Annotated in this window: 20 protein-coding genes; 12 read left to right on the forward strand and 8 right to left on the reverse strand. The window is 74.5% G+C overall.

The features are described from left to right. Positions 1-83 precede the first annotated feature (83 nt). From C593_RS0120625 to C593_RS0120635, 3 genes are all read left to right on the forward strand, one after another. Entirely contained in the window at positions 84-1,070 is a 987-nt protein-coding gene (locus C593_RS0120625; protein ID WP_018849208.1) for a hypothetical protein, read from the forward strand. 242 nt (positions 1,071-1,312) lie between these two features. Then, complete coding sequence (locus C593_RS0120630; protein ID WP_020610363.1) at positions 1,313-2,758, forward strand: glyceraldehyde-3-phosphate dehydrogenase; 1,446 nt, start codon at positions 1,313-1,315, stop codon at positions 2,756-2,758. 286 nt (positions 2,759-3,044) lie between these two features. Continuing rightward, a complete protein-coding gene (locus C593_RS0120635) occupies positions 3,045-4,109 on the forward strand; it encodes a zinc-dependent alcohol dehydrogenase family protein (protein ID WP_018849211.1) in 1,065 nt (354 codons plus the stop codon). A gap of 160 nt (positions 4,110-4,269) precedes the next feature. Here the strand turns inward: C593_RS0120635 and C593_RS0120640 are convergent, their stop codons facing one another. Beyond that, positions 4,270-4,989 (reverse strand): response regulator transcription factor, encoded by a 720-nt coding sequence (locus tag C593_RS0120640; protein WP_018849212.1) that lies wholly within the window; start codon positions 4,987-4,989, stop codon positions 4,270-4,272. Positions 4,990-5,568: 579 nt separating this feature from the next. Next, complete coding sequence (locus C593_RS0120645; protein ID WP_018849213.1) at positions 5,569-6,576, reverse strand: Acg family FMN-binding oxidoreductase; 1,008 nt, start codon at positions 6,574-6,576, stop codon at positions 5,569-5,571. A gap of 818 nt (positions 6,577-7,394) precedes the next feature. On the opposite strand from C593_RS0120645, the gene C593_RS0120650 reads away from it, so the two are divergent. The 9 genes from C593_RS0120650 to wrbA all read left to right on the forward strand — a co-directional run bounded on the left by C593_RS0120650 (position 7,395) and on the right by wrbA (position 17,982). Then, entirely contained in the window at positions 7,395-7,922 is a 528-nt protein-coding gene (locus C593_RS0120650; protein WP_037746509.1) for a hypothetical protein, read from the forward strand. A gap of 480 nt (positions 7,923-8,402) precedes the next feature. Continuing rightward, the gene (locus tag C593_RS0120655) at positions 8,403-10,601 is read left to right on the forward strand and encodes a hypothetical protein (protein ID WP_018849215.1); all 2,199 of its coding nucleotides are present in this window, start codon (positions 8,403-8,405) and stop codon (positions 10,599-10,601) included. Positions 10,602-10,701: 100 nt separating this feature from the next. After that, complete coding sequence (gene pelF, locus C593_RS0120660; protein WP_018849216.1) at positions 10,702-12,246, forward strand: GT4 family glycosyltransferase PelF; 1,545 nt, start codon at positions 10,702-10,704, stop codon at positions 12,244-12,246. Next, positions 12,243-13,667, forward strand: a complete 1,425-nt coding sequence (locus tag C593_RS0120665) for a hypothetical protein (RefSeq protein WP_018849217.1) — start codon at positions 12,243-12,245, stop codon at positions 13,665-13,667. The genes pelF and C593_RS0120665 overlap by 4 nt, the downstream gene beginning before the upstream one ends. A 90-nt stretch (positions 13,668-13,757) precedes the next feature. Next, complete coding sequence (locus C593_RS0120670) at positions 13,758-14,759, forward strand: SDR family NAD(P)-dependent oxidoreductase (RefSeq protein WP_018849218.1); 1,002 nt, start codon at positions 13,758-13,760, stop codon at positions 14,757-14,759. Positions 14,760-14,875: 116 nt separating this feature from the next. Beyond that, a complete protein-coding gene (locus C593_RS0120675) occupies positions 14,876-15,589 on the forward strand; it encodes a sugar phosphate nucleotidyltransferase (protein WP_026277900.1) in 714 nt (237 codons plus the stop codon). Positions 15,590-15,597: 8 nt separating this feature from the next. Further along, complete coding sequence (locus tag C593_RS0120680; RefSeq protein WP_018849220.1) at positions 15,598-16,596, forward strand: SDR family oxidoreductase; 999 nt, start codon at positions 15,598-15,600, stop codon at positions 16,594-16,596. Beyond that, the gene (locus tag C593_RS0120685; protein WP_018849221.1) at positions 16,593-17,246 is read left to right on the forward strand and encodes a spherulation-specific family 4 protein; all 654 of its coding nucleotides are present in this window, start codon (positions 16,593-16,595) and stop codon (positions 17,244-17,246) included. The genes C593_RS0120680 and C593_RS0120685 overlap by 4 nt, the downstream gene beginning before the upstream one ends. A gap of 133 nt (positions 17,247-17,379) precedes the next feature. Beyond that, positions 17,380-17,982 carry an NAD(P)H:quinone oxidoreductase gene (gene wrbA, locus C593_RS0120690; protein WP_026277901.1) on the forward strand — a complete coding sequence of 201 codons (603 nt, stop codon included), beginning with the start codon at positions 17,380-17,382 and terminating at the stop codon, positions 17,980-17,982. Positions 17,983-18,092: 110 nt separating this feature from the next. Here wrbA and C593_RS30075 read toward each other — a convergent pair whose 3' ends face one another. The 6 genes from C593_RS30075 to C593_RS0120720 all read right to left on the reverse strand — a co-directional run bounded on the left by C593_RS30075 (position 18,093) and on the right by C593_RS0120720 (position 22,917). Then, the gene (locus tag C593_RS30075; protein WP_018849223.1) at positions 18,093-18,299 is read right to left on the reverse strand and encodes a hypothetical protein; all 207 of its coding nucleotides are present in this window, start codon (positions 18,297-18,299) and stop codon (positions 18,093-18,095) included. 120 nt (positions 18,300-18,419) lie between these two features. Then, positions 18,420-19,067, reverse strand: coding sequence for a class I SAM-dependent methyltransferase (locus C593_RS33065; RefSeq protein WP_018849224.1), 648 nt, complete (start codon positions 19,065-19,067; stop codon positions 18,420-18,422). A gap of 214 nt (positions 19,068-19,281) precedes the next feature. Further along, positions 19,282-19,644, reverse strand: a complete 363-nt coding sequence (locus C593_RS0120705; protein ID WP_018849225.1) for a metalloregulator ArsR/SmtB family transcription factor — start codon at positions 19,642-19,644, stop codon at positions 19,282-19,284. A 195-nt stretch (positions 19,645-19,839) separates the two neighbouring features. After that, the gene (locus C593_RS0120710; RefSeq protein ID WP_026277902.1) at positions 19,840-20,214 is read right to left on the reverse strand and encodes a hypothetical protein; all 375 of its coding nucleotides are present in this window, start codon (positions 20,212-20,214) and stop codon (positions 19,840-19,842) included. Positions 20,215-20,479: 265 nt separating this feature from the next. Beyond that, positions 20,480-22,198: an acyl-CoA dehydrogenase family protein gene (locus tag C593_RS0120715; protein WP_018849227.1), complete on the reverse strand. Its 1,719-nt coding sequence runs from the start codon at positions 22,196-22,198 to the stop codon at positions 20,480-20,482. A gap of 152 nt (positions 22,199-22,350) precedes the next feature. After that, positions 22,351-22,917, reverse strand: a complete 567-nt coding sequence (locus tag C593_RS0120720; protein ID WP_018849228.1) for a PadR family transcriptional regulator — start codon at positions 22,915-22,917, stop codon at positions 22,351-22,353. Positions 22,918-23,147: the final 230 nt, after the last annotated feature.

Below are 23,147 nucleotides of genomic sequence, written 5' to 3' on the forward strand. Positions count from 1 at the left end.
TGCGCGGCCGTCGGGCCGCGCCGCGGCTCCGCCGTCGGCGAACCCCGCCGACCCGTGCCCCGCGCCGTGCTTGGCTGGCGGGCATGGAGATCCTGGTACTGGGTGGGACGGCCTGGCTGGGCCGTGAGGTGACACGACAGGCGATCGGACGCGGGCACACCGTGACCTGTCTGGCGCGCGGGGAGAGCGGCGGCACCGCCGAGGGCGCCGAGTTCGTCTCCGGGGACCGGCGGAACCCGGACGTGTACGCGCCCCTCGCCGGCCGCACGTGGGACTCGGTCGTGGAGGTGTCCTGGCAGCCGGGCTTCGTCCGGGGGGCGCTCGCCGCCCTCGGCCCCTCCGCCCGGCACTGGACCTATGTGTCCTCGGTGAGCGCCTACGCCTCGCACGCCGTCGTCGGAGCGGACGAGTCGACCCCGCTGCTGCCGCCCACGGCGCTCGACGAGGTCGGCCGCTCGCTGTACGGGGAGGCCAAGGCGGCCTGCGAGGAGGCGGCGCGGGCCGCGGTCGGGGACCGTCTCCTCGTCGCCCGCGCCGGTCTGATCGGGGGCCCCGGCGACCACACCGGTCGCACCGGCTACTGGGCCGCCCGCGCCGCACGCGACCCGCGGGGGCCGATGCTCGTGCCCGACGAGCCCGAGCAGCCCACCCAGGCGGTGGACGTGCGCGACCTCGCCGTATGGCTGGTCCGCTCGGCGGAGGCCGGCGCCACCGGGACCTGTGACGCGGTGGGACCCGTGGTCCCGCTCGGGGAGTGGATCGAGCTCTCCCGGGCGGCCGGCGGGCACACCGGCCCGCTGGTCACCGCCTCGTCCGCCTGGCTCAAGGAGCGGGGTGTGGGCGAGTTCATGGGACCCGGGTCCCTGGCCATGTGGCACGTCGAACCGGGCTGGGAGGGCTTCATGGCCCGCACCGGGGCGGCGGCGCGGGCGGCGGGGCTGACCCACCGGCCCCGGACCGCGATGCTCGCCGACACCCTGGACTGGGAGCGGGCGGAGGGCCTGGAGCGCGAGCGCCGTGCCGGGCTCGCCGCCGGGCGGGAGCGGGAACTCCTCGCAGCCCTCGGCTGACCGACGGGCCCGCCCTTCGGCTGACCGCTGGGCCCGCTCTCCGGCGGCCGGCACCGCCGCCACGTCCCGTCCCGGCCCGCCCCGCAGCGTCAACTCGCTTGCGGGAAGGGCCGGTTGTGCGTCGGAGGGAGGGCCGGTCGTTCGCTGAGCGGGCTGCTGGGGACCGCTCAGGGGGACCCCGTGAAGGACCGAACGCCTGTCGGGTTAGCATATGAGCGCCGTCTAGCTCGAAAGAGAAACCTGTGACTGTCAACGAGGACTCGTTCACGAACTGGAAGAACCGCGAGGAAATCGCGGAGTCGATGATTCCGATCATCGGGAAGCTGCAGCGGGAGCGGGACGTCACCGTCCTCCTGCACAGCCGCTCCCTGGTGAACAAGTCGGTCATCAGCATTCTCAAGACACACCGGTTCGCCCGGCAGATGGCCGGTGAGGAGCTCTCGGTCACCGAGACCCTCCCGTTCCTGGAGGCCCTCACCACGCTCGACCTCGGGCCCTCCCAGATCGACATCGGCATGCTCGCCGCGACGTACAAGGCCGACGACCGGGGCCTGTCCGTCCAGGAGTTCACCGCCGACGCCGTCGCCGGGGCCACCGGCGCCAACAAGATCGACCGGCGTGAGCCGCGCGACGTCGTCCTCTATGGCTTCGGCCGCATCGGCCGCCTCGTCGCCCGCCTGCTCATCGAGAAGGCCGGCTCCGGAAACGGCCTGCGCCTGCGCGCCATCGTGGTCCGCCGCGGCGGCGAGCAGGACATCGTCAAGCGAGCCTCCCTGCTGCGCCGCGACTCGATCCACGGCCAGTTCCAGGGCACGATCACCGTCGACGAGGCCAACAGCACGATCATCGCCAACGGCAACGAGATCAAGGTCATCTACGCCGGCGACCCGTCCGAGGTCGACTACACGGCGTACGGCATCAAGAACGCCATCCTCATCGACAACACCGGCAAGTGGCGCGACCGCGAGGGCCTCTCGGGCCACCTGCGCCCCGGCATCGACAAGGTCGTCCTGACTGCGCCCGGCAAGGGCGACGTGCCGAACATCGTCCACGGCGTCAACCACGACGACATCAAGCCGGACGAGCAGATCCTGTCCTGCGCCTCCTGCACCACCAACGCGATCGTGCCGCCGCTGAAGGCGATGGACGACGAGTACGGGGTGCTGCGCGGCCACGTCGAGACCGTCCACTCGTTCACCAACGACCAGAACCTGCTGGACAACTACCACAAGGCCGACCGCCGCGGCCGTTCCGCGCCGCTGAACATGGTCATCACCGAGACCGGCGCCGCCTCCGCCGTCGCCAAGGCCCTCCCCGAGCTGAAGGCGCCGATCACCGGAAGCTCCATCCGCGTCCCCGTGCCGGACGTCTCGATCGCCATCCTCAGCCTCCGGCTGGGCCGCGAGACCACCCGCGACGAGGTCCTGGAGTACCTGCGCGGCGTGTCCCTGACCTCCCCGCTCAAGCGCCAGATCGACTTCACCAGCGCCCCCGACGCGGTCTCCAGCGACTTCATCGGCTCCCGCCACGCCTCGATCGTGGACGCCGGCGCGACCAAGGTCGACGGCGACAACGCGATCCTCTACCTCTGGTACGACAACGAGTTCGGCTACTCGTGCCAGGTCATCCGGGTCGTCCAGCACGTCTCCGGCGTGGAGTACCCCACGTACCCGGCCCCCGTGGCCTGATCCGCCCGGACACCACCCCGCGCCGTCCGAAGGGCGCCCGGCCGCACGAGCGCGGCCGGGCGCCCTTCGGCGTGCCGCGTGTCCCGCCGGGCGGGGCACGGGCTCACGGCCCGGCGGCGCCCGCCCCCGCCGGGCCGGGGCCGGCCGGACCGGCGGGGGCCGGGCCGGTCGGCCCCGGGGCGCGGGTCCGGCCGGCCCGAGCGGCGGAGGCGGCGCGGGGCGAGACTGGAAGCGGGCCCCGTGGCCTGCGGGGCCCGGCCCCCGCACACGGAACGGAGCCCGCGCCATGAAGGCACTCGTATTCCACGGACCGGGGAAGACCTCCTGGCAGGACGTGCCCGACCCCGCGATCGAGGACCCGGCGGACGCGGTGGTCCGCGTCGACACCGTGACCATCTGCGGTACCGACCTGCACATCGTCAAGGGCGATGTGCCCGAGGTGGCCTCCGGGCGCGTCCTCGGGCACGAGGCCGTGGGCACGGTCGTCGACGCCGGCTCCGGCGTACGCACCGTGCGCCCCGGCGACCGGGTGCTGGTGTCCTGCATCAGCGCGTGCGGCAGGTGCCGCTTCTGCCGCGAGAACCGCTACGGGCAGTGCCGTGGCGGAGGTGGCTGGATCCTCGGCCACCTCGTCGACGGGACCCAGGCCGAGTACATGCGCGTCCCGTTCGCGGACCTGTCGCTGCATCCGCTGCCGAGCGCCGTCCGCAGCGAGGCCGCCGTCCTGCTGGCCGACATCTTCCCGACCGCCTACGAGGTGGGCGTGCTCGCCGGGCAGGTCGCCCCCGGGGACACGGTGGTCGTCGTCGGCGCGGGGCCCGTGGGCCTCGCGGCGATCGCCACCGCCCGCTTCTTCACCCCGGGACGGATCATCGCGGTCGACCTCGCGGACACCCGCCTCGCCGCCGCCCGGGAACTCGGCGCGGACGCCACGGTCAACGCCGCCGAGGAACCCGCGAAACTCGTCGAGGACCTCACCGGCGGCCTGGGCGCCGACGTGGCCGTGGAGGCCGTCGGCGTGCCGGAGACCTTCGAGCTGTGCACCCGCGTGGTCCGCCCCGGCGGCCGGGTCGCGAACGTGGGGGTGCACGGCAAGCCCGCCGTCCTCCACCTGGAGGACCTGTGGATCAGGGACGTCACCATCACCACCGGACTCGTGGACACCTTCAGCACCCCGCTGCTGCTCGACATGCTGGCGGCCGGACGCCTGCCCTCGTCCCGGCTGGTCACCCACCGGTTCCCGCTGGACCGGATGGAGGAGGCGTACGAGGTGTTCGCCAAGGCGGCGGACACCGGGGCGCTCAAGGTCGTCCTCGGCGAGCCGCCCCACGACGCGGTCGTCGCCGCCTGACACACGACGCGAGGCCCCGGCACGCGGGCGGGGCCCGGGCCCGGAGGCCCGCGCCCGGCCCGGGGCGCCCGCCCCCCGGCTCGGGTGGCACTGTCCGGCCCGGCGCACGGCTTGGCGCACGGCTCGGCCCGGCTCACCGGCCGGCCGGTGAGCCGGGCCGTCAGCCGTGGCCGTACCGCCGGTCCTCCCGCGCGGGCGCGTTCTCGTGCTCGTGCGCCTGCGCCGCGATCACCGCGGCCTGCACCCGGCGCTCGACGCCCAGCTTCGACAGCAGCCGGGAGATGTGGTTCTTGACCGTCTTCTCGGACAGGTACAGCCGCTTGCCGATCTGGCTGTTGGTCAGCCCCTCGCCCACCAGGTCGAGCACCGCCCGCTCCCGCTCCGACAGCGCCGCCAGCCGCTCGTCCTGCGGCGCCGGGGCCGTCCCGGGGCCGCGCAGCGAACCCATCAGCCGGGCCGTCGTCACCGGGTCCAGCATCGACTGGCCCGTGGCCACCGTCCGCACCGCGGCCACCAGGTCGGTGCCCTTGATCTGCTTCAGCACATAGCCCGCCGCACCCGCCATGATCGCGTCCAGGAGGGCTTCCTCGTCGTCGAAGGACGTCAGCATCAGACAGGCCAGGTGCGGCATCCGGTCGCGCAGCTCGCGGCAGACCGTGACCCCGTCGCCGTCCGGGAGCCGGACGTCCAGCACGGCGACGTCCGGACGCAGCGCCGGGCCCCGCGACAGGGCCTCGGCGGCGCTGCCCGCCTCGCCCGCCACCTCGATGTCCGGCTCGTCCTCCAGCAGATCGCCGATGCCGCGCCGCACCACCTCGTGGTCGTCCAGCAGGAAGACCCGGATGGGCCGTTCGGCGGAGAAGGCCGGTACCTCGTTCATGACTGCTGCTCCTGGGCATCGCGGCTGGGCACGGGCGGCTGTTTCCGGGGCCTGGCCCGCACGGTGATTCGATCATCTCCGCGGGCGGGACCCTTCGCCAGGGGCCGAACGGCCCTGTCCCACCCGGGCCGCACCGGCCCGGGCAGCGGTGGACCGCCCCTCCCGGCGGCCGCCCACGGCCGGTGACGGCGGCCAGGAGGCGGACCGCCCGGCCGGACGTACCTCCGGCACCGGGACCGCCCCGACCACGGGAGGCGCGTCAGGCGCGGGACCCCTGGGAGAGACCGTGTCGCTGGGCCTCGGCCTCGACCCCGCCGACGACGAGCTGGCCGGCTTCGTCTTCGAGGCGGCGGCGCGCGCGGCGCCTTGGAGGTGCCGTGTGCCTGGCGGCCCCCGCCGCTGTACGGCTGCGCACGCGCCTGGGCGGCGCTGCCGGAGACCCGGCTGCTCGCCGACGAGCAGACCGCTGACGCGGCCGTGCTGCGCCCCTGGCGGGAGAAGTACCCCGAGGTGCCCCTGACCCGCCGTACCGTGCAGGCCCGCCCCTCGCGGCCCTGCGCGCGCGCCTCGCGCCTCGCGTCACGCGCGGTTGACGATCTCCAGGACCTCGGCCACCGGCCGGCGGGGTGTGGCGGGGACGGGCGGTCCGTAGCCGAGCCGCAGGATCATCTGGGGGTGGCCGACCGCGAACGGGTCGCGTACCGCCCAGCGGAACTCGGGCCGTTCGAGGGCCTGGGAGCTGAGCGCCGTCGACAGTCCGTCCACGGTCGCCCGCAGCAGTACCCGTTCCATGGCCTGGCCCGCGACCAGCCAGTCCGGGGGAGCGTCGTTCCGGCTCCCCAGCACGGCGAGGCACGGCCGGCTCTCGAAGACGGCCGAAGGCCGCCCGGCCGCCGTGTTCGCGGGCCCGAAGTCGCGGACCGGCGCGCGTCCGTCGTAGCGCCGGGGCCCGAGCGACGCGGCCGGGATGCCCGACGCGGCCGGGGCGCCGCCGGCCGGTTTTCCGGGGGCGCCGGTGTGGACCCAGCGCTCGGTCTCGGCCCGGATCTCCTCGGTGGTGGCCTCCTGGTACGCGGCGTCCTCGGTGAGTTCGAGGACGGAATCCACCTGCCAGTCCGAGAGGAAGGTCAGCCGGCAGCCCTCCGCCACCGCCGCGCCGCTCAGCGCGTCCCGCAGTTCCGGGGGCACCGGCTCGCCGGTGAAGGGCTCACGGCTGGTGCGCCGCCGGCGGAGCGCCTTGTACAGCTCCGCCAGGCCCTCGGGGTCGGCGTCCGACCGGCGGAAGGAGACCTCGGCGAGCAGCTCGGGCTCGTGGGGCGAGGGCAGCAGAATGATGCGCGGCAGCCAGCCGTGCCGGGCCGCGGCCACCCGCAGATTGAACAGGGCGGCCCCGCAGCCCAGGTGCTGGGCCCGGTCGCCCAGATCCGTGGCGGGCATCGACCGCGAGGGCTCCCGGCGCAGCTGGAGCACCCCGTCGCCGGGACGGAACCGGAAGGTCCACGGCTGCGCGTTGTGCATGGAGGGCGCGGTCACGGCGGCGGCGACGAATGCCTCCGCGGTGCCGACGTCGAGGGGACTGGTGTCCATCACGGCCTCCTTTCCACGTGCCTCCAGCCTCTGCCCACAGGACGGGGCGGGGCAGTGGCCGAACGGTCAGCGGGGGTGGGCCGAACGGCCCTCTCCGCCCGCCGGCCGGCCACGGCGTGCGCCGGGTCACCGCGTGCGCCGGGCTCGGCCCTGACCGTGGGCCTGGCCCTGACCGTGGGCCTGGCCCTGACCGTGGGCCGGGCCGGCCGGGGGCCCGGCGATCGCACCCGTGGGCCGGGCCGGCCGGGGGCCCGGCGGTCGCACCCGTGGGTACGGGCGCGGACAGGCCCACGCGGACGTCGACGAAGCCCTCCACGGCCCCTGCCGCGCGGGCCGGCAGGGGGACCGGCTCCCGGTCGCGCAGCGCGCCCGTCACGGTGTCGGCGCCCTCGGCGACGGACACCGACACGTGCTGCCGGGCCCGGGCAGGCCCGGCAGCACGTCCTCGCGGATCTCGGCGGCGATCTCCGCGTCGGCCTTCTGCCCGGTGCCGTCCGGCCTGCCCGGCCCCGCGAACCGGCCCGCGAACCGCCCCCGGCGGCCGGACCGGGCGCGCCGCCGTAAGCCGCCGCCGGGCGGCCCGCGCGTGGCCCGGTATGCGCCATCGGCGAGCGCGGCGGTCCGCCCGGGGCGCACGCCCCGGCGCCGACCGGTCCCGCCCGCGCCCCCGCCCCGCTGCCGTGCGGGAACGGCGCGCCCACCCGGCCGGTGAAGATCGCCTCACCGTGCCTTCACGCGCCGCACACTTCCGGTCGACTCCGCCGCGTCCCCGCCCGGGGCGGGCACGTCCCGGCGTCGCCTCTCGTAGCGTTCCGCCCATGCGACGCACTCCGTTGAGGCGCTTCGGCCTCGCTTCCGTCCTCGCTCTCCTCCTCGCCGTCCTCGGCCTCGCCCCCACGGCGCACGCGGCTCCGCCCGGGCCCGCCGAGCTGACCTTCTCCACCGGCGCGGCCACCACCGTGCCGGGCGGCGCGGTCGACGTCACCATGACGCTCACCAACCACCACACCCACGACGTGTGGTTCGTGTACCAGACGATCGACCCCACCTGGCTGACCACCCAGCGCCCGGACCTGAGGTACGCCTTCACCGGCTGTACGCGGGCCACCGCCGCGGGCGACGTCGACTGCGCCGGCACCGGTCCCGCGAATCTCGGGGCCAACTACGGCACCACCGTCCCGCCCGGCCAGAGCCGGACCGTGACCCTGAGGCTCCAGGTCGCCCCGGACTCCGGCTGCAACGGCAACATCGGCTTCTACTCGTACTTCTACGCCGAGTTCAGCGACGGGACGGCCACCTCCGGCGGCCCGCTCCACACCCCCGAGATCCGCGTCCTGTGTTCCTGAGGGTCTGTGTTCCTGAGGGGCTGTGTGCCCGAAGGCCCTGTGCCTGACGGCCTGACGGCCTGACGGCCCTGTTCGAGCGCCCGCCGTGACCCGTCCGACGGGGCGCGGCGGGCGCTTCCGTGACCGGAAACGCTCAGTCGGCGGGATGATCTCCCTGGTCTCTACCAATGGTGCCTTCATGTGTCCCGGCCGCTCCGTGCGCACCCGCCGGGCGGGTGTAACGCCAGCTCGGAACCGTGTCGGCGCTCGAAACGTTCCTGCGTCCAACACCCGCCAAGTGCAGTGTCTCTGACTCTTCGTCACCTGACGTTTTCCGCCAGGTTTCGCAGGAGGAACACAAAAGGTCCACACACGCCGCACCATGTGTCGGGACGGATGCGGCGCGACCGGTTGCCTGAGGGGGGCGGCGGCGTCCGCACGGGGGTGACGTCGGCTCCGCCGAGGGCTGCCTCATCCCGCCCTGGGGAGGGACTCGACCGCATGAAGCGGAGCATTCGCACCACCCTGTGCACGGCCGGCGCGCTGCTGGCCACCCTGTGCGTGCCCCTGCAAGGGGCCCACGCCGACGCGCCGGAACCCCGTATCGACCTGCGGGTGCTCATGGTCACCGACGGCGGCCCGGCGACGGAGGCCATCGCCGCCGAACTCACGGCCGGGGGCACCCCGTACACCGAGGTCGACCTGCGGGAGCCCGGCCGCCCGGTCATCGACGAGGACTTCCTCGCGGACACCGTGGACGGACGGCCGCGCGCGAAGTTCCAGGCCGTGGTCCTGCCGAACGACAACCCGTTCTCCGCCGGCTCCGGCGAGATGACGGCGCTGGCCGCGTACGAGCGCACCTACGGCATCCCGCAGGTCGACGCCTACACCTACGCCCGCCCCGAGGCCGGCCTGGAGTACGCGGTCCTGGCCGGGTACGCGGGCAGTGTCGACGGGGTCGAGGCCCGGGTCACCCCGGCGGGCCGGGCCGGGGCCTTCGGCTACCTCGACGGCGCCGTGCCCTTCGAGGACAACGACCCCGCGGTGGGGGAGAGTTACGCCTTCCTCTCCACCCCGGTCGCCGGCGCCGACTTCACCCCGTACGTGGACGCGCCGATCCCCGGCCGGGCCGGGCGCGGCTCCCTGGTGGGCGAGTACCGGCACGACGGCCGCCGCGAACTCGTCGTCACCTTCGTCTACAACCAGCATCAGCAGCAGTTCCGGCTCCTCGCCCGCGGCATCGTGGAGTGGATGACCGGCGGCGTCCACCTGGGGGCCTCCCGCAACTACTTCGCCGTCCACGTGGACGACGTGTTCGCCGCCGACGACCGCTGGAACAGCGAACTCAACTGCACCCCCGGCGACGTGGACTGCACCGACGGCGACGTCGAGCCCGACCCGATCCGGATGACGGCCGCCGACGTGGACCACGCCACCGCCTGGCAGGACGACCGGGACTTCACCCTCGACCTCGCCTACAACGGCGCGGGCAGCGCCGACCACCGCGAGGAGCACGACGGCGAGGACCCCCTCGCCGACCGCTTCCTCGCCGAACGGCACCGCTTCCGCTGGATCAACCACACCTACACGCACGCCTTCCTCGGCTGCGTCCAGGACGTCTCCGTCGTCCCCTGGCGCTGCGCGACGGCGCCGGGCGGCGGCACCGCCTGGGTGAGCCGCGAGGAGATCTCCGACGAGATCGCGACCAACCGCGTCTGGGGCACCGCCGCCGGACTGCCCCTGGAGAACGGGGAACTCGTCACCGGTGAGCACTCCGGCCTCAGGGTCACCCCGCAGCAGCCCCAGGACAACCCGAACCTGGCCCCCGCCCTCGGCGACAACGGCATCGCCTGGCTCGCCTCGGACAACTCCCGCGACCCGCAACTGCGCCGCGTCGGCCCCGCGCTCACCCTCGCCCGCCACCCCATGAACATCTTCTACAACGCGGGCCGCGCCGCCGAGCAGGTCGACGAGTACAACTGGATCTACACCGGCCGCGCCCAGGGCGGCAGCGGCATCTGCGAGGACAACCCCGCCACCACCACCTGCCTCCCGGAGCCCCTCGACCCGGCCACCGGCTTCACCGGCCACATCGTGCCCCTGGAGACCCGGATCGCCCTCGGCCATGTCCTCGCCAACGACCCGCGGCCGCACTTCATCCACCAGTCGAACCTGGCCGAGGAACGCATCGCCTACCCGGTCCTCGACGGCGTCCTCGGCAGCTATGCGGGGCTGTTCGCCGACAGCACCCCGATCGTCAACCTGCGGATGAAGGACATCGGCACCGAGCAGCAGCGCCGCGCCGCCTGGCGCACCGCCCTGGCCGACGGCGAGGTCACCGCCCACCGCACCGGCGACACCGTCACCGTGCACGCCCCCGAGGGCGTCGCGATCCCCGCGACCGTGCCCGCCGGGACGAACGACGCCACCGCCGGCGGGTCAGCCTTCGGGACGCCGTACGCCGGAGCGGTCTCCGGCTGGGCCGCCGGACCGGACGGGACGCTCACCCTGACCGTCCCCGGGAGCACCGTCCCCGGGGCCACCGCCCCGGCCGCGCCGACCGAGACCACCGCCCCGCCCACCGTCGGCGCCCCCGCGCCGGACACGCCCGTACCCGCCGGGGTCACCCTGCTTCCCCGGTCCACCGCCACCACCGCCGCCGAGGCCGTCCGGCCGCCGGTCCCCGCTCCCGGGAGCTGACCGCGCCGCCCGCCGCGGGCGTCATCCCGACGCCCGCGGCCCGCGGAACCGGACCCCGACCAGCCCTGGACCGACCGGTCCTCGACGGTGGAGCATCTCCATGCCCGCTCTTCCCGGCGCGCCGCGCGTCACCCTGCTGACCGAAGGCACCTACCCGCACAGCCACGGCGGTGTGAGCGTCTGGTGCGACCAGCTCGTCACCGGTATGCCCGACGTCCGCTTCGACGTCCTCGCCGTCACCGGCACCGGCGGCGAACCGGTCGTCTGGGATCTGCCCCCGCAGGTCGCCCGCGTCCGCTCGGTGCCGATGTGGGGCCCGGCCCCCGCCGGACGCGCCCCGGCGGGCCGCCGCGCCCGCCGACTGGCCGCCGCCTACGAGCGGTTCGTCACCGCCCTCCTCGACCCGTGTGCCGAGGACGGGTTCGCCCCCGCCCTCTACGCCCTCGCCGACGCGGCGGCCGACGGACACCTCGGCCCCTTCCTCCGCGGCGACCGCGCCATCGGCGTGCTCACCTCCGTGTGGAACCGGCCCGGCCTGATGGTGCGCGAGGCACGGCCCAGCCTGCACGACGCCGTCACCGCCACCACCCTCCTGGAGCACGCGCTGCGCCCGCTCACCGCCGACGTGCCCGAGGACGGTGTGGCGCACGCGGTCAGCGGCGGCGTCGCCGTCCTTCCCGGCCTCGCCGGACGCGAACGGCACGGCGTCCCGCTGCTCCTCACCGAGCACGGTGTCTACCTCCGCGAGCGCTACCTCGGCTACCGCACCGCGCCCTACCGCTGGCCGGTGAAGGCCCTGGTGCTCGGCTTCTTCCGGCTGCTCGCCGAGGAAACGTACCGCCGGGCCGCCCTGATCACCCCCGGCAACCGCTACAACCGGCTCTGGGAGGAGCAGGGCGGCGCCGACCCCCGGCTCATCCGGACCGTCTACAACGGCGTCGACCCCGCCGCCTTCCCGCCCGCCGGGCCCGAACCGGACGGGCCCGTGCTCAGCTGGGCCGGCCGGGTCGACCCGATCAAGGACCTGGAGACGCTGATCCGCGCCTTCGCCCTGGTGCGCGAGGAGCAACCGGCCGCCCGGCTGCGGCTGTTCGGCGGCACACCGCGGGGCGGCGAGGCGTACCGGGAACGCTGCGAGGCCCTCGCGGCCGACCTCGGGCAGGCGGACGCGGTGGTGTTCGAGGGCCGCGTCGACGACATCACCGACGCCTACGCGGCCGGGTCGGTCGTGATGCTCTCCAGCATCAGCGAGGGCTTCCCGTTCACTCTGATCGAGGCCATGTCCTGCGGCCGGGCCACGGTCTCCACCGACGTCGGCGGGGTGCGCGAGGCGGTCGGCGACACCGGTCTCGTCGTCCCGCCCCGCGACCCGGCGGCCATGGCCGCGGCGGCGCTCGACCTGCTCGGGGACCCGGAGCGCCGGCGGCGGATGGGGGAGGCGGCCCGGCTGCGGGTGATCGAGCAGTTCACCCTCCGTCAGACCGTCGACGCCTTCCGCGCGATCTACGCGGACCTCGCGGCACGTGGCGGGCCCGGGCCGGCCACGGTGCCCGTCCCGGCCGTGTCGCTGGTGGTCCCGGCGGCCGCGGCCGGGGCGCGGGCCGGGGTGCCGGCGGCCGCCGTCCCCGTGGAGGCCGCCGGATGAGCGGGCCGCTGGCACTGGAGCCGCCCGGGGCGGGCGGGGAGGACACCCTCACGCTGCGGCTCGCCGGTGAGCGGAGCTCCGGCGGTGAGCGGACCCTCACCCTCGCCCTGCCGGGCCACCGTGCCCGGCACGAGGACGAGGTGGACCGGCTCGCCGCCGAACTCACCGACCGCGTCGGCCCCGCCGTCCACCCCTACGAGATCGCCGCCCTGCTGGAGTCCGAGGGCCTGACGGCCGAGGTGATCCGCGAACGCTACGGCAGGGCCGACCTGTTCGCCCTCGCCTCCGCCCTGTACCAGCGGGTGCCCAGAACCTTTCCCGAACCGCCGCCGGCCCCCGACCCCTGGCGGCCGGACCATCTGCGCTGCGCCCTGCGCGGAGCCCTGTTCGCCCTGCCCGGCCTCGCGCACCTGCTGACCGCGCCGCTCTGGCGGGCGTCCGGCGCCGTGCCGGCACTGATCACCGCCGGACTCCTGTCCTGGGCCTGGGGGCAGGGACTCGGCCACCGCGCGCATCTGCGTCTGGCGACCGGCCGCCGGGAAGCCGCGCGCACCCTGCTCACCGGCGCGCTGCTCGGTGCGGTCCTGGCGACGGCCGCCGGTACCGCCGTCGCCCTCGCCGGCACCCGCCCCGGGTCCGGGTCCGGCCCCGCGGTCCTGCTGGTGGCCGGACAGTCGGCATACCTGGCCGGCGCGGGCGTACTGCTGGTCCTCGCCCGCGAACGGCTGCTGCTCGCCGCCCTCGCTCCGGTGATCGCGGGCGCCGCCGTCCTGCCGTGGAGCGACCCCGGCCCGGCCGTCCGGCTCGCGCTGCCGGTCCTGACGGTGGCCTGCACGGCCGCTGCCGCCGGCCACGTCCTGGCACGGGCCTTCGCCGGCGCGCCCGCGCCGCCCGTACCCCGCCCCCGGCTCGCCGCCTCCCTGCCGTACGCCCTGTTCGGACTGGCCGCCGGAACGCTGGTGCTGGCCCAGGGGCGGAGCGAGCCGCTCGCCGTGATCGTGCTGACCGTGAGCATGGGGCCCGCCGAGTGGCTGCTCTACCGGTACCGCGGCCTCTCCGTCGCGGCACTCCGGGCGACGGCCACCCCGGCCGCGTTCCGGCTCCGCTCGGCGGCCGTCCTGCTCGGCTGCCTGCTCGCCTATCTGCTGCCCCTGCTGCCCGGCGCGCTGCTCACCGGCTCCGACCCCGCCGCACTGCCGGCGCTCGCGGCGCTGCTCTGGACCGCCCTGCTGCTCCAGGCGTTCGGCGTCGCCTGGCCGCCCGCCCTGGTGTGTACGGCGGCGGCGGGTGCGGCGGGCGTCCCCGCCCTGGCGCACCCGCCGCCCCACCCCCTGCTGGGGCCCCTGTGCTGCGCGGCCGGGGCTCTCGTCCTCGGCGGATGGGTGCTCCACCGCCTCGGCCGGCCCGCCGCGCACACCTGAGCCGCCCGCCGGGGCCGGCCGCCCGCGCCCGGGACCGCCGCCACCCCCGCACGTTCCCGCATCTGCCGACGTCCACGGAAGGAACCCGAGTTGACCTCCGCACCGCTCGCCGCCGTCACCGGAGCCGAAGGCTTCATCGGCTCCCACCTCACCGAGGCCCTCGTCGCCTCCGGACACCGCGTCCGCGCCATGGCGCAGTACAACTCCTTCTCCTCGTACGGCTGGCTGGAGACCCTGCCCGCCGACGTCCTCGCCGAGGTCGAGATCGTCCTCGGCGACGTCCGCGACCCCGGCTCGGTCCGCGCCCTCGCCGAGGGCGCCGACTGCGTCTACCACCTGGCCGCCCTCATCGCGATCCCGTACTCCTACCGGGCACCGCACAGCTACGTGGACACCAATGTGACCGGCACCCTCAACGTCCTGGAGGCCGTCCGCGCCCTCGGCACCCCGCGCCTGGTGCACACCTCCACCAGCGAGACCTACGGCACCGCGCGGACCGTCCCCATCACCGAGGACCACCCGATCAACACCCAGTCCCCGTACGCCGCCTCCAAGGCCGGCGGCGACCGGCTGGCCGACAGCTACCACGCCAGCTTCGGCACGCCCGTGGTCACCCTGCGCCCGTTCAACACCTACGGGCCGCGCCAGTCGATGCGGGCCGTGATCCCCACCGTCATCGGCCAGATCGCCGCAGGGGAACGCACCATCACCCTCGGTGACCTGCGCCCCACCCGCGACTTCACCTACGCCGCCGACATCGCCCGCGCCTTCCTCGCCGTCGGCACCGCCGACGCGGACCGGGTCGTCGGCCGGACCTTCAACGCGGGCACCGGCGGGGAGATCTCCGTCGGCGAGCTGGTGGCCCTGATCGGCAAGGTCATGGACGCCCCCGTCGACGTACGCACCGACGAGGAGCGCGTACGGCCCGCCGACTCCGAGGTGATGCGCCTGGTCGCCGACGCCACCCGGCTGCGCGGGGCCACCGGCTGGGCGCCCGCCCACGACCTGGAGGAGGGCCTCGCCGCCACCGCCGCGTTCTTCCGCGACCCGGCCAACCTGGCCCGCTACAAGACCGGCATCTACAACATCTGACGCGTCGTCCTCTCGCCTGCCGCCACCGTCCCGCGCGGTTCACCGTCCCGACCGACCGACCGTCCCGACCGACCGTCCCGAACAACCCACCGTCACCACCACGAAGGAGCAAGCCCGTGCACGCAGTGATCCTCGCGGGAGGCAAGGGTGTCCGGCTGCGGCCCTACACCACCGCCCTGCCCAAGCCCCTGGTGCCGATCGGCGACCAGCACGCCATCCTGGAGATCGTGCTGCGCCAGCTCGCCACCGCGGGATTCCGCAGCTGCACCCTCGCCATCGGCCACCTCGGCGAGATCATCCGCGCCTATGTCGGCGACGGCTCCCAGTGGGGCATGGCCGTCGACTACGCCACCGAGGAGAGCCCCCTCGGCACCATGGGCCCCCTGCTCACCCTGCGTGAGCGGCTGCCCGAGACCTTCCTCGTCATGAACGGCGACATCCTCACCGACCTCGACTACGCCGACCTCCTCCACCGGCACACCGCCTCCGGCGCGCCGCTCACCATCGCCACCTACGACCGCCGGGTCCGCATCGACTTCGGCGTCCTCACCACCGCCGACAGCCGTATCGTCGGCTTCACGGAGAAGCCCAGCCTGGACTACCGCGTCTCCATGGGCGTCTACGGCCTCTCCCGGGCCACCCTCGACACCTACACCTCCGGACTGCCCCTCGGCTTCGACGAACTCGTCCTGGACCTGCTCGCCGCCCAGAACCCGCCGCACGCCTACGAGTTCGACGGTTACTGGCTCGACATCGGCCGCCCCGACGACTACGACCGGGCCAACGCCGAGTTCACCAGCCGCAAGTCCCTGCTGCTCAAGGGAGCCTGACCGCCGCCATGCGCATCCTCGTCCTCGGCCCCACCGGATACCTCGGCCGCCAGGTCGACCGGCTGCTGCGCCGCACCCCCGGAACCGCCGTCCTCACCGGCGGGCGGGCGCCCGGCGCCGACGTCCCCGCCGACCTGGCGGCCGACTCCGCAGACGGCCTCGCCAGGGCCCTCGCCGAGGCCGCGCCCGACGCGGTCGTCAACTGCGCGGGCGCGGTCGGCGGCGACCCGGTCACCCTGGCCGAGGTGAACGCCCGCGGCCCCGCCCTGCTCTGCGCCGCGCTCCGGCGGGCCGCCCCCGGGGCGCGCCTGGTGCACCTGGGGTCGGCGGCCGAGTACGGGCCGGGGCCGGCGGGCGTCCGCACGCCGGAGACGGCCCCGGCCGCGCCCGTCACCCCGTACGGCGCCACCAAACTCGCGGGCACCGTCGCGGTCACGGCCGCCGGCCTGGACGCGGTGGTCCTGCGGGTGGGGAACCCGGTCGGGCCGGGCGCGCCCGCCGCCGGGCTGCCCGGCCGCGTCGCGCGACTGCTGCGCGAGGCCGGGCCGGACCCGGCCGCCGTGATCCGGCTCGGGGACCTCTCCCCGCACCGGGATTTCGTGGACGCGCGCGATGTGGCCCGGGCCGCCGTCCTCGCCGCCACCGTGCCCGGCCCGCTGCCGCCCGTCCTCAACGTCGGCGGGGGAGCGGCCGTACCGGTCCGCGAACTGGTCACCGCCCTGACCCGGGTAGCCGGCTTCCCGGGACGGGTCGCGGAGGCGTCCGGGGGCTCGGCCCGTTCGGGCGGGGTGGCGTGGCAGTGCTCCGACATCACCGCCGCGGACCGGGCCCTCGGCTGGCGTCCGGAGCACACCCTGGCGGAGTCCGCCGCGGCGCTGTGGGCGGAGGCGGCGGACCCGGACCGGGGCGTGGTCGCGGGCGCCCGCCCGTCCGGTGCGGCGGGGCGAGGCGACGCGGACGGGCCCGGTGCGGCGGGGCGGGCCGGTGCGGACGGCGGCGGGCGGTGAGCCTCCTCGTCCCCCTGTATGTGCACCCGGCGGAGGACCCCCGTTCCTGGCACCGGCTGATCACCGCGGCCCGGGACACCTGGGCGGTCGTCGTCAACCCTGCCGACGGGCCGGGTACCGCCCCAGATCCCGCATACGTCGCGGCCGCCGCCGCCCTGCGGGCCGGTGGCGCGCGGGTCCTCGGCTATGTCGACAGCGCCTATGGACGGCGGCCGGACGCGGAGGTGGTCGCCGACGTGGCCCGCCACCGCGACTGGTACGCGGCCGACGGCTGCTTCCTCGACCGGGTGACGCCCGGCGCCGCCGAACTTCCGGCCTGCCGGCGCCTGGTGCGCGCCGTCCGCCGGCTCGGCGCCTCGCCCGTCGTCCTCAACCCGGGCGTCCACCCGGCTCCCGGCTATACGCGCACAGCCGACCTCGTGGTCACCTTCGAGGGCCACTGGAGCACCTATGTCTCCGCGTTCACCCGCCCCGAGTGGACCGTCCGCCGTCCGCCCGAGCGCTTCTGCCACCTGGTCTACGGGGTCCCGCACGCCCTGGTGCCGCTCGCGGTGCGGACCGCCCTGAGCCGGGGCGCCGCCGTCACCGGCCCGGTCACCGGCGACCTGCCCAACCCGTGGGCGGGACTCACCCCCGCCTTGCTGCATTGAGGCGAAGCTTGTGCCGGGCGGCGCGGTCGGCACAGGTGTCGGAGCCCGTCCCGGGGGACAGTCGAAGGGGCACGGTCCGCGCGACGACGTGACCGCGCGACCGCACACAAGAACCGAGGAAAGGGCCCGTCCCATGGGTGTCCGAGTGGCCGTCATCTACTACAGCGCGACCGGCAACGTGCACAGCCTGGCCCAGGCGGTGGCCGAGGGCGCGGAGAGCCGCGGGGCGGAGGTCCGCCTGCGGCGCGTCGCCGAACTCGCGCCGGACTCGGCGATCGACGCCAACCCCGCCTGGCGGGCCCATGTCGACGCGGCGAAGAACGAGGTCGCCGAGGCGACCCTGGAGGACCTGGAGTGGGCGACCGCGTACGCCTTCGGCACGCCCACCCGCTTCGGCAATGTGACCGCGCAGCTCAAGCAGTTCATCGACCAGACGGGCGGCCTGTGGCAGGCGGGGGTCTTCCACAACAAGCCCGTCACCAGCTTCACCTCGGCCATGAACCGGCACGGCGGCCAGGAGTCGACCCTGCTCTCCCTGAACAACGTCTTCTACCACTGGGGCTGCATCATCGTCCCGCCCGGTTACACCGACCCGGTGCTCTTCGCGGCCGGCGGCAACCCCTACGGCACCAGCTGGCCGAGCGGCGGCGGCGAGGCGCCGGACGAGCCGACCCTGGAGGCCGCCCGCTACCAGGGCCGCCACCTCGCGGACATCGCCTCCCGCCTGGCCGGCTGACCCCACCGGACGGCGGCCCGGCCTCCCGCCGGCGCCGCCGGCCCATGTCCGTCCCCGCCCGCCCCGGGAGCGCACCGACGCCCCGGGGCGGGCGGCCGCCTGCCGTGGGCTCAGACGGCCCGGCCGCCGAGCACGAGTTCCACCTCACCGCTCTCCGCGTCACTGCCTGTCCGCAACTCCTGCACCAGCCAAGTGCGTTCGGCGATCGGCGTACCGGCCGCCGTGGTGTACGCGGACACCGCGAGGACCGCGTCCCCCGGGCCCGCGACCAGGAGTTCGGCGTCGGCGACGACTCCGTCGGCGAACTCCAGTGTCACGCCGACGGGCCGGGGCGCGGCGGCGAAGGCCGCCGGGTAGCCCAGCTCCCGCAGGCGCGGCCGGGCACCGGGGAACAGATGGGTGTGGGCGCAGAAGGCCGGGGTACGCGCCGGCGGGCCTCACCCGGGGCGCCGGCAGTGCACATAGAGCTGCGGCTCGACGCGGGCCGGCTCCGTCGCGGGGGTGAAGACCTCCTCGTTCACCTCCACGACGTCGAGCCCCGCGTCCTGCGCGAGCCGCACGAAGCCGTCCGGCGGGAAGCTGGTGAGGCGGACGGTGTGCCCCATCCAGGTGCCCACCACACCGTCGAGGTCCAGCGGGACCGTGCCCAGCGCGCAGACCCCGCCGGGCACCAGGGACCCGGCGATCCGCGCGACGACGGCCCGCTGCTCCTCGCGGGACATCTGGAGCAGGGAGAAGTAGGCGCACGCCCCTTCGTACTGCCCCGGCTCGGGTACCTCGGCGCGGATGTCCGCCCGGACGAACCGCGCCTCGGGGACCTGTCGCGCGGCCAGTTCGACCATGACAGGCGAGACGTCCATGCCGGTCACCCGCAGCCCGGCGGCGGCGAGCGCGGCGGCGGCGGGGCGGCCGGTGCCCGAGCCGACGTCCAGCACCCGCCCGCCGTCGGGCACCTGGTCGATCAGCCACTCCACACTCCGCCGCTGCCCCTCGGCCCCGGCGAAGGCGGCCTCGTACTCCTTCCCGAGCGCGTCGAACAACTCGGCGGCGGACGCCGGTTCCTGCACGGTGGCCTCCCGGGGCACGGTCGCAGGGTCCGGTGCCGGGGCCCCGGCACCGCGCGGGGACGCTTCCCCTTCCCGCCCGGTACGAAACCGGGTGCTCTGCCCCTGCTTCGGGCGGCGGCCGGTGGCGCTCGGCCGTCCCCGGCCCCCCGCCCTGTCGGTGGCGCCGGGCCTGTTGGTGGCCCGGCCCCCGTCGGTGGTCCCGCCCCCTGCCGGTGGCACCGGGCCGTCCTGGCTAGAGCCGTCCGCCGGCGGCCGTCGGGGCCGGCTCGTCCGACTCGCGCAGTTCCGCGAGGAGTTCGTTCCGGCCCGCCAGCAGCTCGGTGAGGATACGGCGGGCCGCGCGCAGGAGTTCGGCGACATCGCCGCCGGCGAGGGCGTAACTCACGGTCGAGCCCTCCCGTATCGACACCACGATCCCGGAGCGGCGCAGCACGGCGAGCTGCTGGGAGAGGCTGGACGGTTCGATCTCTATGTCGGCGAGCAGGTCCCGTACGGGGACCGGTCCGTGCTGGAGCAGTTCGAGGACCCTGATGCGCACCGGGTGCCCGAGCATGCGGAAGAACTCCGCCTTGGCCTGGTAGAGGGGTACTTGCATGCGCGTTCGCTCCCTGACGCGTCGGGGTTGTCGTCCTGGCCGCGGCGGCACCCCGGAGTGCCGCCGCGCCTTCGTCCCTCGCCGATCCTCCGTGAGCCGGACGGCGCCCATCCATGAGTTGGGTTCATGCTGATGTGGGGACTTGAAGAAGTCTTCACATCGTGGGCGCGAAAGAGGGCCGGCGACTGCCGAGGGTCAGACCTCCAGCTGTTCCTCGACTCGGCGGAGCTGATGACGGGCCATTGCCAGGTTGGAGCGCTGCTTGTCCAGTACCAGGTAGAGGAACAGTCCGTTCCCGGAGCGCCCGGACACCGGCCGGATCAAGTGGTACTGGCTGGCCAGAGTGATCAGGATGTCCTCGATCCCGCTCTTCAGGCCCAGTTGCTCCATGGTGCGGACCTTGGCGCGGATCACGTCCGTGTTCCCGGCCGCCGCCACCGTCAGGTCGAGATCCTTGCTCCCGCCGAGGGTTCCCAGCGCCATCCCGCTGGTGTAGTCGACGACAGCGGCCCCCAGCGCCCCCTCGACCCCGGCCATCATCTCCTTGAGCGACACTTCCACACTCGCCACGGTCTCTCCCCAATCTCGCGTGCGGTGGGCCGGGGTTGCCCCCGGCACATTCGGTGATCGCACCGTAGGCCGCCGGAGAGGGCCCCGGCGGACTCTGCTCAGTAATGACCGATGTTGATCGAACGATGACCGAACCGCAGCGGGGTGCGGCGGGGTGCGGGCCGCGGGGGGTACGCCTCGCCGCCGGACAGGGCCATCGGTCTTCGGCCGGGCATCCGAACGGTGACGGCCCCCCGGTGCTGCCGACCGGTCCTGCCTCGTCGGCCTACGGAGCCATCTCGTACGCCCCCGACAGCGCCTCGACCCGCTCCCAGACGCGCGCCGAGCGGGCCTCGTCCACCACCGGCCGCCGGACCGCGCCCAGCGCCCAGTTCTGCTGCGCCTCGGTGGCCGAGTCCTTGCCGTGCAGCTCGACCGCGTGCGCGGAGAAGTCCCGCACCAGGACGGAGAACAGCTCGTCGAGCACATCCGCGTCCACGTCCCCTGTTCGCGCCTGCTCCAGGATCAGCTGGCCGTGGACGACGAGTGCGAAGAGCTGGCCGACCGAGAGCAGGAAGTCCAGGTCCCGGCTCTGCGTCTCGTCCGGGGCGACCGTGGCGACGAACTCGCAGAGCGCGTCGGCCTGTCCCCGGAACCGGGCCACATTGGGCACCTCGGCGTAGGCGTCGAAGGCGGGACGCCAGTCGTGGAAGCGCACCGAGCCAAGACCCCGCGCCGGGCCCTGGCGGAACAGGAAGGCGTCGTCCGCCGCGTCCAGCCGGGCCGGCACGGCCGGGTAGTCGACCGGGTCCAGCAGATGGTTGCGCATGAACTTCAGGATCAGGGCGAGATTGACATGGACCGTGCCCTCCAGCTTCGGCAGCCCGCGGATCTCGACGGCGGCCTGGGCGAAGTAGGTGTCCTTCTCGAACCCCTTGGCCGCGATGACGTCCCACATCAGGTCGATGACCTTCTCGCCCTCGGTGGTCACCTTCATCTTGGTCATCGGGTTGAACAGCAGATAGCGGCGGTCCCCGGGACCGGCCGAACGGAAGTAGTCGACCGCCCGGTCGCTGAAGAGCTTCATCCCCACCAGCCGCACATACGCGTCGGCCAGCTCCCGGCGGACGTGCGGGAAGGCGGTGACCGGGCGCCCGTAGAGGACCCGGTTGCGGGCGTGGGTGACGGCCTCGTACATCGCGTGCTCGCAGATGCCGATGGACGCGGTGCACAGGTTGAACTTGCCGACGTTGACGGTGTTCAGCGCCGCGTCGAAGGCGGCCCGGCCGGTGTGCAGCACGTCCTCGGGCCCGACCGGGTAGCCGTCGAGACGGAACTCGCTGACGTACTTGGAGGAGTCGACCACGTTCTGCACCAGGTGGTACGCCTCGTGGCGGCTGTCCGCGGCGAAGAAGACGTAACCGTCCGGGCCCTCGACATCGGTACGCCGGCCGAAGACGGAGACCAGGCCCGCCGCGTTGCCGTTGCCGATGTAGTACTTGGAGCCGGTGGCCCGGAACCCGCCCTCGCCGTCCGGCTCCAGCAGCATGTCCGTGGAGTAGATGTCCGCGCCGTGCGCACGCTCGGAGAGGCCGAAGGCGAACACCTCACCCTGTTCCAGGAGTTCGGCGGCACGGGCGCGGGCAGCCGGGTTCTCGCTCTGCCACACCGGGCCGAGGCCGAGGATGGTCACCTGCCACGCGTACCAGTAGTCCAGGCCGTAGAAGCCGAGGATCTCGTTGAGCGCGGCGATCCGGGCGGTGTCCCAGCGGCGGTTCTCCCCGGCGCCCACCGACTGCGGCGTGAGGAAGGCCGCGAACAGACCCTCCTTGGCGGCGAAGCCGAGGAAGTCACCCAGCCAGGCGCGGGTGCGGTAGTCCTCGATCAGCCGCCTCTTGCCGCGCTCTTCGAACCAGTCGACGGTCGCCCGCAGCAGCCTGCGGGTCTCCGCATCGAAGTGCGCCGGGTCATAGGTGCGCGGGTTGAACAGGAGCTGGTCGGCCATGAGGAGGACCGCCTTCCGTGAATCGGGGCTGAGGGTGTGTGCTTCTGAGGACCTGTGGTGACGAAGGTCTGTGGTTCTGACGGCCTGTCGAGGCAGCCGGGGTTCCCGGAGCGAGGGCGCACCGGGACGGGACGGACGGGGCCCGGCCGGGTTCAGGCGGGCGGGTCTGCCGCCGCGCCGAGGCGGTGCAGGGTGGCGAGGACGTCGTCGAGCCAGGCGATGGTCATGCGCTCGTACGCGATGCCGCCGCGCAGCACGACGTGCTGGAGCTCGCGCCCGGGATCCGGCGCGGGCGCGTCCGGGCCGGTGAAGTCCCGCTGCTCACCGGCGAGATAGTGCGCGAGGCGGTCACTGTGCACATGGTGGTGGCGCTCCACCTCGCCGATGAGCGCGGCGGGATCGTCGAAAGCTGCGCCGCGGATCTTGACGGCAAGGTCGTGGCGCAGGCTCTCGGGCTCGATCGGCTCGTGCAGCCAGCGGGAGAGCGCCGCGTGGCCGGCTTGGGAAACGGAGTACTCCTTCTTGTCCGGCCGCCCCTGCTGGGACACCTCGCGCAGATCGAGCAGGCCGTCGGCCTCCATGCGCTTGAGGACCCGGTAGATCTGCTGGTGCGTAGCGGTCCAGAAGTACCCGATGGACCGCTCGAAACGCCGGGCCAGCTCATAGCCGGAGCCAGGCCGCTCCAGCAGGGAGACGAGGATCGCGTGGTCGAGCGCCATGCCCACGATGCTCCTATGCAACGAGTTGCATAGGCAAGGTGGTGGCCTTGGGTGAGACACGGCTCACCCAAGGGCCCGCCCCACCCCGTGATGCACTCGGCGACGAGGACGACGCCGTTCCGGGCGGCCCCCGCGTCGAGTGACCGCCCTGCGCCTGGGGCAGGCGCGTCTGCCCGGGGGCGGAGCGGGGAACGAGCGTCAGGGAGCGCCGACCAGACGGCGCGGAAGGA

Source organism: Streptomyces sp. CNT372 (genome assembly GCF_000377145.1).